Source organism: Frigoribacterium sp. SL97, assembly GCF_026625765.1.
Classification (GTDB): Bacteria; Actinomycetota; Actinomycetes; order Actinomycetales; family Microbacteriaceae; genus Frigoribacterium.
Window position 1 is genome coordinate 125,575 of record NZ_CP113062.1, and the last position, 15,340, is coordinate 140,914.

15 protein-coding genes are annotated in these 15,340 nt (G+C 72.2%); 6 read left to right on the forward strand and 9 right to left on the reverse strand.

Translation table 11 applies throughout. The annotated features are described in order from the left end of the window. Nucleotides 1-183: 183 nt before the first annotated feature. Complete coding sequence (locus tag OVA02_RS00560; RefSeq protein ID WP_267658996.1) at nucleotides 184-1,191, forward strand: GlxA family transcriptional regulator; 1,008 nt, start codon at nucleotides 184-186, stop codon at nucleotides 1,189-1,191. Nucleotides 1,192-1,272: 81 nt separating this feature from the next. On the opposite strand, the gene OVA02_RS00565 is transcribed toward OVA02_RS00560, so the two are convergent. Next, nucleotides 1,273-2,286, reverse strand: a complete 1,014-nt coding sequence (locus OVA02_RS00565; RefSeq protein WP_267658997.1) for a hypothetical protein — start codon at nucleotides 2,284-2,286, stop codon at nucleotides 1,273-1,275. Between the two features lie 103 nt (nucleotides 2,287-2,389). Here OVA02_RS00565 and OVA02_RS00570 point away from each other — a divergent pair, with 103 nt between their 5' ends. Continuing rightward, a complete protein-coding gene (locus tag OVA02_RS00570; protein ID WP_233568441.1) occupies nucleotides 2,390-3,724 on the forward strand; it encodes an ATP-dependent DNA helicase in 1,335 nt (444 codons plus the stop codon). 89 nt (nucleotides 3,725-3,813) lie between these two features. Here the strand turns inward: OVA02_RS00570 and OVA02_RS00575 are convergent, their stop codons facing one another. Next, nucleotides 3,814-4,458, reverse strand: coding sequence for a heme oxygenase (biliverdin-producing) (locus tag OVA02_RS00575; RefSeq protein WP_173154504.1), 645 nt, complete (start codon nucleotides 4,456-4,458; stop codon nucleotides 3,814-3,816). 143 nt (nucleotides 4,459-4,601) lie between these two features. Beyond that, on the reverse strand, nucleotides 4,602-5,054 hold the full coding sequence (locus OVA02_RS00580; RefSeq protein ID WP_159825625.1) for a DUF4383 domain-containing protein: 453 nt from the start codon (nucleotides 5,052-5,054) through the stop codon (nucleotides 4,602-4,604). A gap of 230 nt (nucleotides 5,055-5,284) precedes the next feature. Between OVA02_RS00580 and OVA02_RS00585 the strand changes: the two genes are divergently transcribed. Further along, entirely contained in the window at nucleotides 5,285-6,214 is a 930-nt protein-coding gene (locus tag OVA02_RS00585) for a diacylglycerol kinase family protein (RefSeq protein WP_267658998.1), read from the forward strand. 67 nt (nucleotides 6,215-6,281) lie between these two features. On the opposite strand, the gene OVA02_RS00590 is transcribed toward OVA02_RS00585, so the two are convergent. Next, the gene (locus OVA02_RS00590) at nucleotides 6,282-7,241 is read right to left on the reverse strand and encodes a helix-turn-helix transcriptional regulator (RefSeq protein WP_267658999.1); all 960 of its coding nucleotides are present in this window, start codon (nucleotides 7,239-7,241) and stop codon (nucleotides 6,282-6,284) included. A gap of 118 nt (nucleotides 7,242-7,359) precedes the next feature. Here OVA02_RS00590 and OVA02_RS00595 point away from each other — a divergent pair, with 118 nt between their 5' ends. After that, on the forward strand, nucleotides 7,360-7,842 hold the full coding sequence (locus tag OVA02_RS00595; RefSeq protein ID WP_056049801.1) for a glutathione peroxidase: 483 nt from the start codon (nucleotides 7,360-7,362) through the stop codon (nucleotides 7,840-7,842). A 19-nt stretch (nucleotides 7,843-7,861) separates the two neighbouring features. Here the strand turns inward: OVA02_RS00595 and OVA02_RS00600 are convergent, their stop codons facing one another. Together OVA02_RS00600 and OVA02_RS00605 are read right to left on the reverse strand one after the other, a co-directional pair. Continuing rightward, nucleotides 7,862-9,340 (reverse strand): signal peptidase I, encoded by a 1,479-nt coding sequence (locus OVA02_RS00600; RefSeq protein ID WP_267659000.1) that lies wholly within the window; start codon nucleotides 9,338-9,340, stop codon nucleotides 7,862-7,864. Between the two features lie 114 nt (nucleotides 9,341-9,454). Beyond that, nucleotides 9,455-10,054, reverse strand: coding sequence for a hypothetical protein (locus tag OVA02_RS00605; RefSeq protein WP_056049806.1), 600 nt, complete (start codon nucleotides 10,052-10,054; stop codon nucleotides 9,455-9,457). Between the two features lie 274 nt (nucleotides 10,055-10,328). Between OVA02_RS00605 and OVA02_RS00610 the strand changes: the two genes are divergently transcribed. After that, nucleotides 10,329-10,859 (forward strand): MarR family winged helix-turn-helix transcriptional regulator, encoded by a 531-nt coding sequence (locus OVA02_RS00610; RefSeq protein WP_159825878.1) that lies wholly within the window; start codon nucleotides 10,329-10,331, stop codon nucleotides 10,857-10,859. A gap of 87 nt (nucleotides 10,860-10,946) precedes the next feature. Here OVA02_RS00610 and OVA02_RS00615 read toward each other — a convergent pair whose 3' ends face one another. From OVA02_RS00615 to OVA02_RS00625, 3 genes are read right to left on the reverse strand one after another with little or no spacing between them, the layout of a single operon-like run. Further along, complete coding sequence (locus tag OVA02_RS00615; RefSeq protein WP_267659001.1) at nucleotides 10,947-11,786, reverse strand: hypothetical protein; 840 nt, start codon at nucleotides 11,784-11,786, stop codon at nucleotides 10,947-10,949. Further along, entirely contained in the window at nucleotides 11,783-12,982 is a 1,200-nt protein-coding gene (locus OVA02_RS00620; RefSeq protein WP_267659002.1) for a DNA adenine methylase, read from the reverse strand. The genes OVA02_RS00615 and OVA02_RS00620 overlap by 4 nt, the downstream gene beginning before the upstream one ends. A gap of 19 nt (nucleotides 12,983-13,001) precedes the next feature. Beyond that, a complete protein-coding gene (locus OVA02_RS00625; protein WP_267659003.1) occupies nucleotides 13,002-14,453 on the reverse strand; it encodes a GAF domain-containing serine/threonine-protein kinase in 1,452 nt (483 codons plus the stop codon). 201 nt (nucleotides 14,454-14,654) lie between these two features. Between OVA02_RS00625 and OVA02_RS00630 the strand changes: the two genes are divergently transcribed. Continuing rightward, entirely contained in the window at nucleotides 14,655-15,305 is a 651-nt protein-coding gene (locus OVA02_RS00630) for an NADPH-dependent F420 reductase (protein ID WP_056049913.1), read from the forward strand. The last annotated feature ends 35 nt before the right edge of the window (nucleotides 15,306-15,340 follow it).

Genomic DNA, 15,340 nt, shown 5'->3' on the forward strand with positions numbered 1-15,340 from the left:
CAGGTCCTGCCACGAGTGGCAGTGTTGCCACCACTCGTCGACATCCCGCCACCCCGCCCTCCCGCCACACCGCCAGCCCGCCAGCCCGCCAGCCCGCCACGATGTGATCACCACGCCACGAGAAAAGATGGCGCGGTAACCACTTCGTGGCGGCGTGCGGCTCGACCCACCCCAGGAGTCCCGATGCCCCCGTTCCGCACCGTCGCCACGATCGTCGCCGACGGCGTCGCGCCGTTCGAGTTCGGCGTGCTCTGCGAGGTGTTCGGCCTCGACCGGACCGACGAGGGCGCGCCTCCGTTCGAGCACCGCATCGTGACCGAGCACCCGGGGCTCGTCCGCACGAACCAGGGCTTCTCGATCACGGTCGACCTCCACCTGGGCGCCGCGTCCGACGCCGACGTCGTGTGCGTGCCGGCCCTGTGGACCCGTCCCGACCAGGCCGAGCTCGTCTCCCCGGCGGTGCGCGAGCTGCTCGTCGCGGCCGAGGCCCGGGGGGCGTGGTTGCTCAGCGTCTGCAGCGGGGCGTTCGTCCTGGCCGAGGCCGGGCTGCTCGACGGCCGCCGGGCGACGACGCACTGGCGGTACTCCGACGCCCTGCAGCGCGAACACCCCGCGATCGAGGTCGACGCCGACGTGCTCTTCGTCGAGGACCGCCGGATCATCACGAGCGCGGGCACGGCCGCCGGCATCGACGCCTGCCTGCACCTCGTCCGCCGCGAGCACGGCGCCGCCGCGGCGAACGTGATCGCCCGCCGGATGGTCGTGCCGCCGCACCGCGACGGCGGTCAGAGCCAGTTCATCAAGACGCCCCTCCCGGTCGAGGTCGACGACTCGCTCGCGCCCCTGACCGACTGGATGCTCGGACACCTCCGCGACGACCTGAGCATCGAGGGGTTGGCCGCGAGGGCGCACATGTCGCCGCGCACCTTCGCCCGACGATTCAAGGCCGAGCTGGGGGCGACGCCGGGGGCGTGGCTCACCCGCCAGCGCCTCCTGCGGTCGCAGGAGCTGCTCGAGGCGACGGGGCTCGGCATCGACGCGATCGCCGACGAGGTCGGCTTCGGTTCGGCAGCCGTCCTGCGACACCACTTCGCCCGCGTCCTCGGCACCACCCCGCGGGCCTACCGAGGGACCTTCGGCGGCGTCGACGACCTGCGCGACCTCGAGCGGGCCGGGGCGGCCACCGCCTGACCGGGACCGTCCTCGACGGGTCGACCCGCGCCCCCCGCGTCCGGTCGACCCCGGGTGGCTACCGGGCGGCCACGGGCGGGTCTAGTCGAACGTCAGCTCGTCGGACGTGCTGATGCGCATCAGGTACGTGACGGTGAACGGGACGTCCTCGTCGATCGTGTAGCGCTTCCCGTCGAAGAGCGACTGGGCGCCGACGACGAGGTGGGCGGTGCCGGCCACGCCGGGCACCTGCCACTGCCCCGACGGGCCGGGGACGATCGAGACGACGGGGTGGACGGGCACGGTCCACGTCGGGTCGTCGGTGACCCGGTCGTCGACCTGGCGGCCGAAGGGGCACCCGGCCGGCAGCAGCACCTGCTGCGGGACGCACTGCTCGTCGAGCTGCTGGTCGACCATGTCCTGCACGGCCTCGACGAACGCGTCCCGGGGCTGCACCTCGATCGACACCCCCGACGTCGCCCCCACGCTGAGCACGTCGGCCTCGACGGTCGGCGCCTCGAGGTAGCGCGACTCATGGTCGAGCTCGAACCGCGAGGGGGCGAGCACCGTGAACCGGGTCGCGACGTCGGGGGCGTCGGTCGTGACGTCGCGGCCGTCCACCGTGAAGCGGGAGTCGTGCTGGGGCGTCACGTCGAGCTGCGCGGTGGGTGCCTGCACGAAGCGCCAGGCGTGGAACAGCCCGAACCGGGTGCCGGCCCGCTGGACGACGAACTGTGACTGCGCGGGCGCCTCGGCCGTGGCCGACGTGCCCTGCATCGAGTACGAGAGCGTGATCGCGTGCGTGTCGTCGCCGAGGTCGACGTCGCCCACCTCGGTCACGTCGTCGACGCCGCCGAGCGAGGGCACCTCGAGCAGGGCGTCGGCCAGCTGGTCGGTCGGCGTGACGCCGGCGAGGGTCAACGCGCTCGACGTGTCGCCGCGGTCGACCGCCGCCACGTAGCCGCGGACGAAACCGGCGCCGCTGTAGACGGTGGCGTTCAGGGCCACGACGGTGACCCAGAAACCGATCAGCACGAAGAGCAGCGCCCCGCCCCAGATCGCGACGAAGGGCCAGCCGAGCGGTGGGCGCGTCTCCTCCCCCACAGACGACGACATGACGACAACAATAGGAGGCGCGGGTCACGAAGAACCGAGCGTCACGCCCGTCACGGGTAGATTGGTGGCCTCCCCCGCCCCCTCCCGAAAGGTGCTCGTCGTCGTGAGCGTGGCCCTCTCCGCCGAACAGCAGGCGCTGTACGACGCGATCGAGAACACCCGCGAGCACATCTTCGTCACGGGTCGGGCCGGCACGGGCAAGTCGACGCTGCTGAACCACCTGTCGTGGAACACCTCGAAGCAGATCGTCATCTGCGCCCCCACGGGCGTCGCCGCCCTCAACGTCGGCGGCCAGACGATCCACTCGCTGTTCCGCCTCTCGGTGGGGCTCATCGCCGACCACGACATCGAGCAGAACGCCGAGCTGCGCAAGCTGCTGAACACCATCGACACGCTCGTCATCGACGAGGTCTCGATGGTCAACGCCGACCTGATGGACGCCATCGACCGCTCGCTGCGGCAGGCGCGGCAGCGCAAGCACGAGCCGTTCGGCGGCGTCCAGGTCGTGCTGTTCGGCGACCCGTACCAGCTGCCGCCGGTGCCGGGCGACGCCGAAGAGCGCGAGTACTTCCGCGACAACTACCGCTCGATGTGGTTCTTCGACGCCAAGGTCTGGGCCGAGGCGAGCCTGCGCATCTACGAACTGGCCTTCATCCACCGCCAGACCGAGGGCGACTTCAAAGAGATGCTCAACGCCGTGCGGCACGGTCGGGTCACGGCCGAGATCGCCGGGGCCCTCAACGGCGCCGGGGCACGCCCCGTGCCGACCGACGGCGGGGCCATCACCCTGGCCACGCGCAACGACACCGTCAACCGCATCAACAAGGTCGAGCTCGATCGCCTGTCGGGCAAGGTGATGACCGCCAAGGCCGAGGTCAGCGGCGAGTTCGGCGGCCGGGCCTACCCGGCCGACGAGGCCCTCGAGCTCAAGGTCGGGGCCCGGGTGATGTTCCTCCGCAACGACTCCGAGCAACGCTGGGTGAACGGCACGACGGGCGTCGTCACCCGGGTGCGCGACACGGTCTTCGTCGAGGTCGACGGCGAGGTCCACGAGGTGCAGCCCGTCGTGTGGGAGAAGCACAAGTACTCGTACTCGGCGACCACCAAGCAGCTCAAGAAGGACGTCGTGGCCGAGTTCACGCAGTTCCCGCTGCGCCTCGCCTGGGCCGTCACGATCCACAAGTCCCAAGGCAAGACCTACGACCGGGCCATCGTCGACCTCGGCTCACGGGTGTTCAGCGCGGGGCAGACCTACGTCGCCCTCAGCCGCATCACCTCGCTCGAGGGTCTGTACCTGTCGCGCCCGCTGCGACCGGCCGACATCATCGTCGACCTCGACGTGCGCCGCTTCATGAGCGAGGCGTCACGCGTGCCGGCCATCGAGGCAGCCGCCGACGCCGGCGTGGGCGACGACGCGACGACGGCCGCCACGGGCTGACGACCCGGTCCGACCACGCGGTGGCCCGGACCCACCCCGTCGGCGAACGGCTAGGCCGCGGCCTTCGCGGCGGCGAGGTCGGCGAACAGCTAGGCCGCGGCCTTCGCGGCGGCGAGGTCGGCAAACAGCTCGGTGCTGAAGCGGTACGCGGCGCACACCTCGTCGAGCACGTGCTCGCGCTCGTCGGCCGACCAGGCGACGGCGTCGAGCTGGCGGCGGTAGGTCGTCTTGAACGACTTCGGCTCGGCGATCTCGGCGAACAGGAAGAACCCGACGCCGTTCGTGTCGAATCCGAACCGACGCTGCAGGATGCTGCGGATCAGGTGCCCGCCCGACAGGTCACCGAGGCAGCGCGTGTAGTGGTGCGCGATGAAGCCGCCGGCCCAGGTCGACGCCTGCTCGATCCGATCGACGTACGCCTGCGTGGTCGGCAGCGGTGAGACCCGGGCCCGCCAGTCGGCACCGAGCAGGAACGCCAGGTCGGCCTCGATGGCCGGCAACCGGGTCAGCCCCGGGGCGAGGAACGGAGCCACCACCGGGTCGCCGGACCACCCCGCGGCGGCGTCCTCGAGGGCGGCGTAGACGAAGTAGTGCTGAGCGAGCAGCTGCACGTAGTCGTCCCGCGTGCCCCGGCCGATCAGCAGGTCGGTCATGAACGAGCAGCCGACGTCGGCGGGGACCCGCTCGGCCGTGCGCTCCCGCACCGCCTCGGAGAAGGGGATGACGACGGTCATGGTGCGCACCTCCTGGGTCACCTGGGTTAGGTGACCCTAACCCTAGCCAGGGAGGCGCGGCGCCGGTAGCCCCCGGGGCCGATCCCGGCGGACGTGCAGCCGGATCGCAGCCCGTCGAGAGGTGCGGCGCCCTGCGGCAGGGGTCAGCGGCGGCGGCGCTCGGCCCCCACGGCGGTCGCGAGCAGCAGCAGGCCGCCGACGAGGTGCGTGACGTTGTCGCCGAGGTTGAACGCCAGGAAGTTGACGTCGGTGCCCTCGAGGAAGAATCCGGCGACGCCGAAGATGACGAAGATCAGGCCGATCCAGGTGTTGATGTACCGCGCGCTCGCTCGCGACGACGCGCCGGCGATGATCAGCGCGGCACCGGCCAGCACCCAGACGACGACCAGCGCGGGGTTGAGGTTCCAGACGAACCAGAGCGACGCGCCCTGCGTGGAGAAGAACGTGCCCATGTCCTCGACGAGGAACCCGATGGCGCCGAGCAGGAGGAACACCGTGCCGACGAACAGGCCGGCCCCGCGGTTGGGCGACTCGCGGATGGTCGGCTCGTAGGGGGCCGGGGTCGCGGTCGTCGTGGTGCCGTGGGTGCTGCTCATGGTGAAGATGCCTCTCGTCCGTGGGTCAGCGTCCAGTATGCCCGCCGTGCGACGCACCCGCCTCGGCGTCACACCCCCGTTCCGGCGTGACACCCCGGGAACGCGGGGTGTCACGCCGGAACAGGGGTGTCACGCGGCCCGCGGGGCGCGCGGGGCGCGCGGGGCGCGCGGGGCGCGCGGGGCGCGCGGGGGGGGCGCGGGGGGCGCGCGGGGCTGGCAAGATCGACGCCATGACCCCGACGCCCCTCCGCCTGGTCGTGGCGATCAACCCCGGCGCCTCCGCCGGCGGCCGGAAGCACCTCGCCGACGGGGTGCTCGCCGGGCTCCGCGGTGCCGGACACACGGTCGTGCCGCTCACCGAGTCGAGCTACGACGACCTCGTGGCCGCCGCCCGTCGCGAGCTCGACCCCGACCACGGCGAGCGTCCCGACGCCCTGATCGTCGTCGGCGGCGACGGCATGGTGAACCTCGGGGCCAACCTCGTCGCGGGCACCGACGTGCCGCTGGGACTGGTGCCGACCGGCACCGGCAACGACACGGCCCGGGCGTTCGGGCTGCCCCACGACGACGCCGAGGCGGCCACGCGCCTCCTGGTCCGGCTGCTCGAGGGCGAGCCGACCACGATCGACGCCGGACGCGTGCTGCAGGCCGACGGCCGGGCCACCTGGTTCGCCTGCATGGTCTCGGCCGGCTTCGACGCCGTCGTGAACGAGCGGGCCAACCGGCTGAGCTGGCCGAAGGGGCGTCGCCGCTACGACGTCGCGCTCGCCATCGAGCTGGTGCGCCTGCCGCGCATCTCGTACCGCCTCGAGCTCGACGGGGTCGCCTCGACCGTCGAGGGCACCCTGATCTCGGTCGGCAACGGCCAGTCGCTCGGCGGCGGCATGAACGTCACGCCCGACGCCGTGCTCGACGACGGGCTGCTCGACGTGCTCGTGGTGGAGCGGCTGACGCGCTGGCAGTTCGTCCGGCTGTTCCCGAGCGTGTTCCGCGGCACCCACCTGAGCCACCCGAACGTGACCGTGCACCGCGTGCGTCGGGCCGTGATCGAGGCCGACGGGGTCGCCGCCTACGCGGACGGCGAGCGCGTCGGGCCGCTGCCCGTCACGGTCGAGGTCGTCCCGGGCGCCCTGCGCGTCTACGCCGCCATCGGTCGCTGACCGCCGGATCGAGCCCGGGAGGCGCGCTCGGCGGCGAGGCGGCCGCACGCTCCGGGCACCCCCGACCTCAGCCGCGGTGCAGCGTCTCGCGGGGGTACTCGCCGAACCGCTGCTGGTACGCGGCCGAGAACCGGCCGAGGTGGGCGAAGTCCCAGTGTCGGGCGACGTCGGCGACGGTCGTGGCGTCCGGGGCGGCCGCCCGCAGCGCGTCGTGCACGCGCTCGAGGCGGATCTCGCGCAGGTAGGCCGTGGGCGTGGTGTCGAGGTGACGACTGAACGCCTGTTGCAGCCCGCGCGGGGTGAGCCCGGCCTCCCGGGCGATGTCCACGGCCGAGATCGGCAGGTGGGCGCTGGCGTGCATGTACTCGACGGCGAGGCGGAGGCTCGCGTTCCGCGGTGCCAGCAGCGCCGCGGGCATCTGGCTCGAGGTGTGGGCGAAGGTGTCGAGCAGGGCCACCGCGGCCATCCGGGCCATCTCGGTGCGCATCAGGTCGCTGGGTTCGCCCGAGCCCAGGTAGGCGCGTCCGATCAGACGGACCGTGGCGTGCCAGGCCTGCATCGCGGCGGACGAGACGGGGGCGGCGTGGTCGAAGCGGAGCGTGCCGGGCATGATGCCGTGCTGCTCGGCCGCGACCTCGTCGACGACCGACTTGGAGAGGTGGAGCAGGCTCTGGTTGACGTCCTCGGTGGTGAACTCGAAGTCCCGCCCCTCGGGGAAGAGGATCGGTCGTCCGACGGCTCCGGCCACCTCGTCGCGACCGTTGTCGATCGTGGAACGCCCGTCGAGCAGCCAGTGGACGACGTGCTCGTCACCCGCGGCCGCCTGCCCGTCGACGCGACCCATGAACATCGTCGACCGCAGGGTCATGGCCCCGTCGCCGACGATGGTGTGGCGGAACGAGAAAGGGGCCTCGGTGGGAGCGACGCGGAAACCCCGGCCGTTGTACCCGGCCTGCAGGATGTCGACCGCCTCGTCGAGATCGCGCCCCCGCGCGTCGAAGCGCATCTTGTCGTCGCGGGCAGCCATCTCAGCGAATTGTTGCACGCACTCCAAACCCCGCACCAGTCGATCCCAGGGGGGTTGACAGTCGCTCGGCGACGTGCCTGAGGGCCGGCTCGCAGCGGGCGGGCCTACGGTCGGACCCATGACGCTCGACGACATCACCCTGACCACGATCCGCGGCGAGTCCACCACGTTCGGCGCCTACGCCGACAAGGTCGTGATGGTCGTGAACGTGGCCTCCCGCTGCGGCCTCGCGCCCCAGTACGAGAAGCTCGAGGCGCTGCAGAAGCAGTACGGCGAGCAGGGCTTCACGGTGCTGGGCTTTCCCAGCAACCAGTTCTTCCAGGAGCTCTCGAGCGGCGAGGCCATCGAGGAGTACTGCTCGGCGACCTGGGGCGTGACCTTCCCGATGATGGAGAAGGTCAAGGTCAACGGCCGCGGTGAGCACCCGCTCTACACGGAACTGAAGAAGGCCACCGACGCCGACGGCAAGGCCGGCCGCGTGAAGTGGAACTTCGAGAAGTTCGTGATCACGCCCGGCGGCGCCGTGCACCGGTTCCGTCCGACGACCGAGCCCGACGCCCCCGAGGTCGTCGCGGTGATCGAGGAGGCGCTGGCCGGCTGAGCAGACCCGCTGCGGTCGCTCAGTGGCCGGCCGCGTACCGGGCCTGCACGGCCGAGGCGCTCTGGGCCGAGTTGTTGTAGATCGTCGTGCCGTCGACCGAGCCGACGAAGTAGCCGTTGGTCGGAGCCGACGGCAGCCCGCTGAGCGGGGCGTAGCCGACCCGCCAGTAACCGGTGGCCGTCTGCACGGTCTTGTTCGTGCTGTCGGTGACGACGGCGACGCCGTCGACGTAGACCACCGTGCTCGTGCCCGAGAGGGTGGCGACCACGTGGTGCCAGGCGCCGTCGTTGTACGAGGCGGGCGTCGTCGTCGCCTTGGTCGTGGTCGTGGTGGGGCGCACGCCGAGGACGATCTTGCCCGCCGTGGTCAGGTACAGCGCGCGGTCGGCGGTCGTGTTCGTGCCGGTCTGTGCCGTCGTGAAGGCGGCCAGGGTGCCCCCGGCCGTGCTGGTCGTGCGGAACCAGGTCTCGATCGTGAAGGCGGCCTGGCCGGTGAGGTTGACCGCGGTCGTGACCTGACCCGTGCCGTCGAGCTGCAGGTAGGGGCTCTGGTTGGTGGCGCACGAGCCGGCGACGAACGTCGCCCCGCCGCTCAGGGTGCCCACGCGGGCGAACGAGCTGCCGTCGGTGGTGGTCGTGCCGGACGTCTCGTTGTACGGGAAGCCGTACGAGGTCTGCGAGTTGTAGGTGTCCTGCAGGCAGTCGTAGTTCCCGGCACCGAAGCTCGAGGTCGGGTTGGCGGTCGGGGCGGCGAACGCGGCGTGCGCGCCACCGGACACGACGAGGGTGAGTGCGAGACCGCCACCGATCGCTGCCAGGCCGATCGCGCCTCCTGCGGTCCTCAGGCGACGGAGGCGCCGCTCGCGACGACGCTGGACGCGGCGGCCGGCGGGGACGGTCACCCGAGGCGACGCGGGACGCTCGTCACGCAGCAGGTACCGGTCGTTGCGGCTGAGCAGGACGACGAGGATCAGCAGTCCGCCGGTGACCAGCAGGTGGCCGTACTGGTGGGCCGCGGCCCAGACGAAGGGCGTTCCGACGTACGGCACGCGCAGGAACCCGACGCCGATGACGGCGCTGCGGTCGATCGGCGTCGAGTCGACGCTCGGGTTGGCGTCGCCCTTGGTGACGATCTGCCCGGCCTGGCCGTTGTCGTGGTAGCGGTGCAGCCGCAGGTGCCCGGCCTGGTCGGGGTCGTCGAAGAGGAGGACCTGACCGCGGTGCACGTCGGACGCCGCCACGGGCTTCGCGACGACGACGTCGCCGGGGTGGATGCGGGGCTCCATCGAGCCGGTCATCACGGTCGTGGGGCTCCAGCCGAGGGCGGCGGGAGCGGCCGCGTAGACCATCAGGCCGAGCAGCGAGTAGAGCACGACGCGTGACGCGGTGCCGAGGGCCAGGCGCGTCCAGTCGAGCCACGGACGAGAGGCACCCAGGGGCACGGTGATCGAGGCCGCGGCCGCGGTGGTGGGCCGCAGCTTCAGGTCGATCGTGCTCATGGGTGCCTCTGCTCGGGGGTGGTGCGGATGATGCGGTCTCGGGCCGCCTGGTGCGGTGGTGCGCGGTGCTGGTGCGGTGTCGCCGTGACGCGGGGGTCAGCCGCGGGACGGGTCTCAGCTGTTCTGGGCCTCCCAGGTGAGGCCGAGGCTTGCGGTGCCGCCCTGGGTCGTGTTGGGGGCGGTGTTCGAGACGGTGTAAGTCACCTGGTAGGTGCGGGTCTCGGACGCAGTGCCGGTGGGGGCCCAGGTGCCGACGCCATTGGAGTAGTTGGTGTAGCTGGTGCCGAAGGCGGCCAGCGTGCCGTTGTAGAGGCTCGAGCCCGCCGAGAGCGGGGTGAAGCCGGTGCACGAGCCGAAGCCGCCGCCGGTGCCCTGCACGACGCTCAGCGTGATGTTCGACGCGAGGTTGTTGGTCGTGGCGGCGCCCGTCCCGTAGAGCTTGACGGCCGAGGCGAGCGAGCCCGTGCTGGTGACGGCGATGCAGTTGCTGCCGGTCTGGCCGGGCTTGAGGTTCGTGGCGGTGAAGAGCGCGGTGTTGCTGTCGTCGTCGGTCAGGGCGACGGTGCCGGCGGTCCAGTTGCTGGTGGGGTTGACCGTGGTCGACGAGAAGGCCGAGTACGACGCCGTGGAGACGACGATGCCCGAGGCGACGAGGGCGGCGGGGATGGCGATCCAGGCGGCGATGCGGGCGATGCGGGGCGTGGGACGGGACATGGTGTGCTCCAGGGCGAGAGGGGGGAAGGGGGATGTCGGGGGCCAGCCGGCGAGGTGATTCAGGGGCTTCGCCGGTGAGAAGCTCACCTCCCGAACCGTTCCGGTTTCGAGTGGTCGTTGTTCTCAAGTGGTACGACAATCAAATTACTCAGAACCCGAGAGGCACGCAAGGCGAACCATGTCCCCAGTGGTGGGGGTGTCACGATCGTCGAGATTCTTGTTGACTGAGCCGGTGCCATGGACGGCACGCCCACACGCGTCACGGAGGACCCCCTTGCTCATCTCCCCACCCCGGGCCGACCCCGGCCTCATCACCGGCCCCGGCCTCACGCCCGACCCCGGCCTCGCCCCCGGCGACCTCGGCCGCCTGCTCGACTCGTTCCGCCTGTTGATGCTGAACCACTCACGGGTGCTCGACCACCAGGGCGACCTCTTCGGGCTGGGCGACACCGACATCCGGTTCCTCTTCTACGTGTGGGCCACCGGCGACCTGGTCACCCCGAAGCGGGCGGCCGAGCACCTCGACCTCTCGTCGGGTGCGATGACCAACCTCGTCGACCGCCTCGTCGACGCCGGGCACCTCGACCGGCGCCGCAACCCGGACGACCGCCGCAGCGTCATCGTCAGCCGCACGCCGCGCGGCGTCGAGGTCACGACGGCCATCGCGAGCGCCTACGCCGCCGCGTTCGCCGAGGTCGTGCCGGCGTCGCGACACGGTGCCCTCGCCGACACGCTGCTCGACCTCGGCCGGGCGTTCGACCGCCACGGGGTCGGCACCCGCGACGCGCCCCACGCCGCCGCCTGACCCGCCTCCGCCGCGGGCCGCGGGCCGCCGGCCGCGGGCCACGGGCCACGGGCCACGGGCCGCGGGCCGCGGGCCGCGGGCCGCGGCCTACGGGATGAGGCGGCGCAGGCGTGCGGCGTCGGCCAGGTCGGCCCGGAAGCGGTCGAGCGTCGACAGCGTGTAGAGCCCGTCGATCTGCTGGTCGACCCAGAGCTGGTGGATGCGCTTGAGGTCGGCCTGACGGCTCTTCCAGCCGATGCCGTCGATCACGGCCATGACGGTCTGTCGGGGCAGCCGCACATCGGCCATCTCCTCGATCTCGCGGACGGCGTCGGTCAGCTTCGAACCGGTCGAGTCGAACCCCTTCGCCGCGACCACGATGGCGGGGTCCTGCGCCGAGGGGATCACCAGGTCGCACGGCGCCGTGCGGTTCGCCCGGCCGGTGAACCGCGTCCGCGTGCCGCAGGCGAGTCCGAGGTCACGGGCGATGGCCTCGATCTCGTCCTCGAGCCGCCGACCCGACACCCCGGCGCGGATCGCCGACGCCCGGGTGCCGGCCCGGGCCGAGAGCAGGTCGCCGAAGTCGTACGTGCGGTGCCGCTGGGACGCGACGAGGCGGACGAGCTCGAACTCGTCGTCGAGGTGGGCGACCAGTTCGTCGGCCCGTCCCCGCGCGAGCGTGAGCCAGCTGGGGGTGTCGAAGGCGTGCCGCAGCGAGTTGCGCAGCTTCTCCTGCGACAGCCCGACAGCCAGGCCGAGGGCGGGCACCCACGCCGGGTGCTGCCGGGCCCACTCGGCGAGGTGGTCGCGGTCGACGACGGGCAGGTCGCCGAGGCTCGCGGCGGCCCGGCCGAGGTCGGTCGCCGCGGCCGACGGAGCGGTCGGGTCGACGTGCGGGGTCATGCGGCCGAGCGAGGCGACGTACTCGTCGAAGGTGGGGATCGTCACGGTCGGTCCCTCCCGACGAAGACGTACTCGGTGGCCGCGGTGCGGGTCGCCGCGCGGTGCGTGCCGAAGCTGTAGGTGTGGTCGACCACGCGCACCTCGACGTGCGGCTTGACCGTGCGCATCAGCTGCTCGATGCGCTCGCGGCTCGGCACGGCGTTCGACGAGTACGACAGCACGAGCGCCCCGGCGTCGGCGAACTGCTCGAAGGTGCGCACGAGGGCGTCGTCGACCGTGCGCGGGTAGGCGAACGGCGTGAACAGCTTGGCGATCTTCTTCGTCTTGGTCTCGGTCATGATCGTCTGCCCCCGCCAGTACACGGCCAGCCCCTGCAGGAAGTGGTACCGCTTCATGTAGTCCGCGTCGTCCCGAGGAGGCGCGTAGGGCGGATCGAGGTACACCAGGTCGGCGGGTGGTCGCCCGAGGTCGGCGACGTCGCCCTCGACGGCCTCGTGCGCGAGCCCGTCGTCGAACACCGTCGCACCGTAGGCCCGGACGGCCGCCCGGAACTGCTCGGCCATGGTCAGCCGCAGGTCGCGGCGTCCGTCGTCGTAGCGCGCCCCGGTGAAGGTGAAGACGCCCCGGGGCTGCTTGCGCGCCGCGGCCAGCACGAGGCCCGCGATCGCGAGGTCGCGCTCGGCACCGACGAGCCGGTCGACGTGCGACCAGGCCGAGTCGAGGAACGCCCGGTCGTCGGCCGAGAAGAACACGCCGTCGAAGGTGCGGCGGACGACGTCGCGGTCGTCCGCGGGCGGGCCGCAGATCTCGTCGACGAGCTCGTCGGACAGCGTCGTCGACCCGTTGACGACGGAGGCGCGGGCGATGACTGCGGGGAACGCCAGGAAGTCGTTGCTCACGACCTGGCGACCTTCCGCCTTCATCAGGTACGAGACGACGCCGGACCCGCTGAAGGCGTCGATCGCGGTCGAGGGCCGCACCGCGCCTCCTCGGCCTCCGGGGTCGCGGCTCGACACGGGCGCGACGCTCGAGAAGACGTCGTGCAGCACGGGCAGCAGCGCGTACTTCGAGCCCATGTAGCGCAGGCGGGGGAAGGCGGCGACGCGGGCGGGCACGGGGGCGGTGCCGGTCGCCGCGGCCCCGGTCGCCTTGGCCCCGGTGGCGGTCGCCGCGGCCCCGGTCGCGGAGGGCTGGCTCGCGGTGGGCCGGCTCGCGGCGGAGGGCACGAGCTCGACGGTCACCGGGCAAGTCTGCCGCACGTCAGCGGTCGGACGGGCTCCGGGTGCGGGAGTCGAGGTCGACGCGCTCGGCGTGCGGGACGCTGCCGGTGGTCGTGCCGGCGATGCGCAGGCTCTCTTGTCGCAGCTCGAGCTGGGCGACGACGAGCGCCGCGAGGTCGGCGAGGTTGGCGACCTGCTCGTCGCTGGCCGTGCCCGGCTCGCGACCGATCACCGAGAGGGTGCCGATCGTGTGGCCGTCGCGCCGGGTGAGGGGCACGCTGACGTAGAACCGCATGCCGAGCGGACCGGTGACCAGCGGGCTCGACGCCACGCGACGGTCGGTGGCGGCGTCCTCGATGACGAGCGGCTCGGACGAGTGGACGGCCCCGAGCGAGAGGTCGATGTGCCGGGCGATGTCGCCCACGGCGGGGTCGTAGTGGGTCGTGAACCACGTGCGGTCGTCGTCGATCACGGTCGCCAGGGCGATGGGCGCCGAGAACAGGCGGGCCGCCATGGCGGTGACGCGGTCGAGCGCCTCGTTGGGCAGGGTGTCGAGCACCTCGCTGTGGTCGAAGGGCTCGGTGTCGCCCCCGCGCATCGAGCCGTCGCCGGTCGACAGGTCGCCCACGGCGTCGCGGTGCTCGGTCGTCTCGGTGATGACCACGTCGCGCATCATCGCGACGAGCTCGGCCCGCGCCGGCCGCTCGGCGGGGTCCCGGCGGGTCATCGCCCGCAAGGCGTGACGCCAGTGCTCGGGCAGGGGGTCGGGCAGCACCGGGTCGCGCGACAGCCGGGCCACGGCCGACTCGACGAGCGACCCCGGGAACTCGCGTCGACGCGTGAAGCACTGCAGCAGCACGAGGCCGAGGCTGTAGACGTCGCTCGGGGGGCCGACCTGGCCGCCCACGGCCTGCTCGGGGCTGAGGTACGCCGCGGTGCCGGTGGTGACCCCCTCGGCGGTGAGTCGTTCGACGTCCTCGGTGAGGGCGATGCCGAAGTCGGCGAGCTTGGCCCGGGCGCGGGCCGCCTCGTGGTCGCCGTAGTCGACGAGCAGGATGTTCGACGGCTTGATGTCGCGGTGCACGACCGCGTGGCCGTGGATGTAGTCGAGCGCCTCGGCCATGTCGTAGCCGATCTCGGCGATGTGCCGCGGGGCGAGCGCGCCGTGCCGCAGACGGTCTTCGAGGTTGAGGCCGGCGATCAGCGGCATCACGAGGAAGCGCTGCGGGCCGTTCGGCCCCTGCTCGACGCCGGCGTCGAAGAGACCGACGAGGCCGTGGTGCTCGAGGCTCGACAGCACGCCGAGCTCGGCCTCTTGTCGGGCCGGGTCGACCATCGCGCTGTGGAAGACCTTGATCGCGACCGTGCGGTTGAGGCTCTCGTCGACGGCCTTGTAGACGGTCGCCATGCCGCCGCGGCCCACGACGGACTGCAGGCGGTAGCGCTCGGCGAGGACGCGCTCGAGCGCGTCGTCCTGCTGTGGCGCGGCCATCGCCTCCCCCTCGTGACTGGTGTGTGGTCCATCCTGTCGCATGCGGGGCGATCTCGTGACGGTCCGGCGGATGACGATCGCATCACGACGGGGTCACGCCCACCGCCCCAGGACCCCGGCGCGAGCCGGCCGGACCTTGCGATGCCCTGGGAGAACGCCGTCGTCGGGAAGGCATCGGGCGGGCCACCGGTTGCGTTGCGCATGACAACCTACGGAATCATCGGAGCAGGCAACATCGGCAGCCAGGTCGCCCGGGCGGTCATCGCCCACGGCCACGACGTCGTGATCAGCAACTCGCGCGGCCCCGAGACCCTGGCCGACCTCGTGGCCGACCTCGGCCCCAAGGCCCGGGCCGCCACGGCGACCGAGGCCGGCGAAGCGGGCGACGTCGTCGTCGTCACCGTCCCCCTCAAGAACGTCGACCAGGTGCCCGTCGAGCCGCTCGCGGGCAAGACCGTGATCGACACGAACAACTACTACTTCGAGCGCGACGGCCACATCACCGCGCTCGACGAGGGCACCGACACGACCGCCGAGATGCTGCAGCGCCACCTGCCCACCAGCACGGTCGTCAAGGGCTTCAACCACATCCCGGCCGACGACATCACGACCGACACCGCCCCGGCCGGCACCCCCGACCGCCGCGCGCTGGCCACGTCGAGCGACTCCCCCGAGGCCGTCGCCCTGATGACCGACCTCTACGACGAGCTCGGCTTCGACACCGTCGACGTCAGCCCGTTGTCCGAGAGCTGGCGCGTGGAGCGCGACCGCCCGGCCTACGTCGTCCGTCAGACGAAGGACGAGCTCGTCGCCAACCTGGCGAAGGCGAACCGGGTGCCGCAGGCCTCCTGACCCGGCCGGGCGGTGACGCCGCCCTACGAACGCGA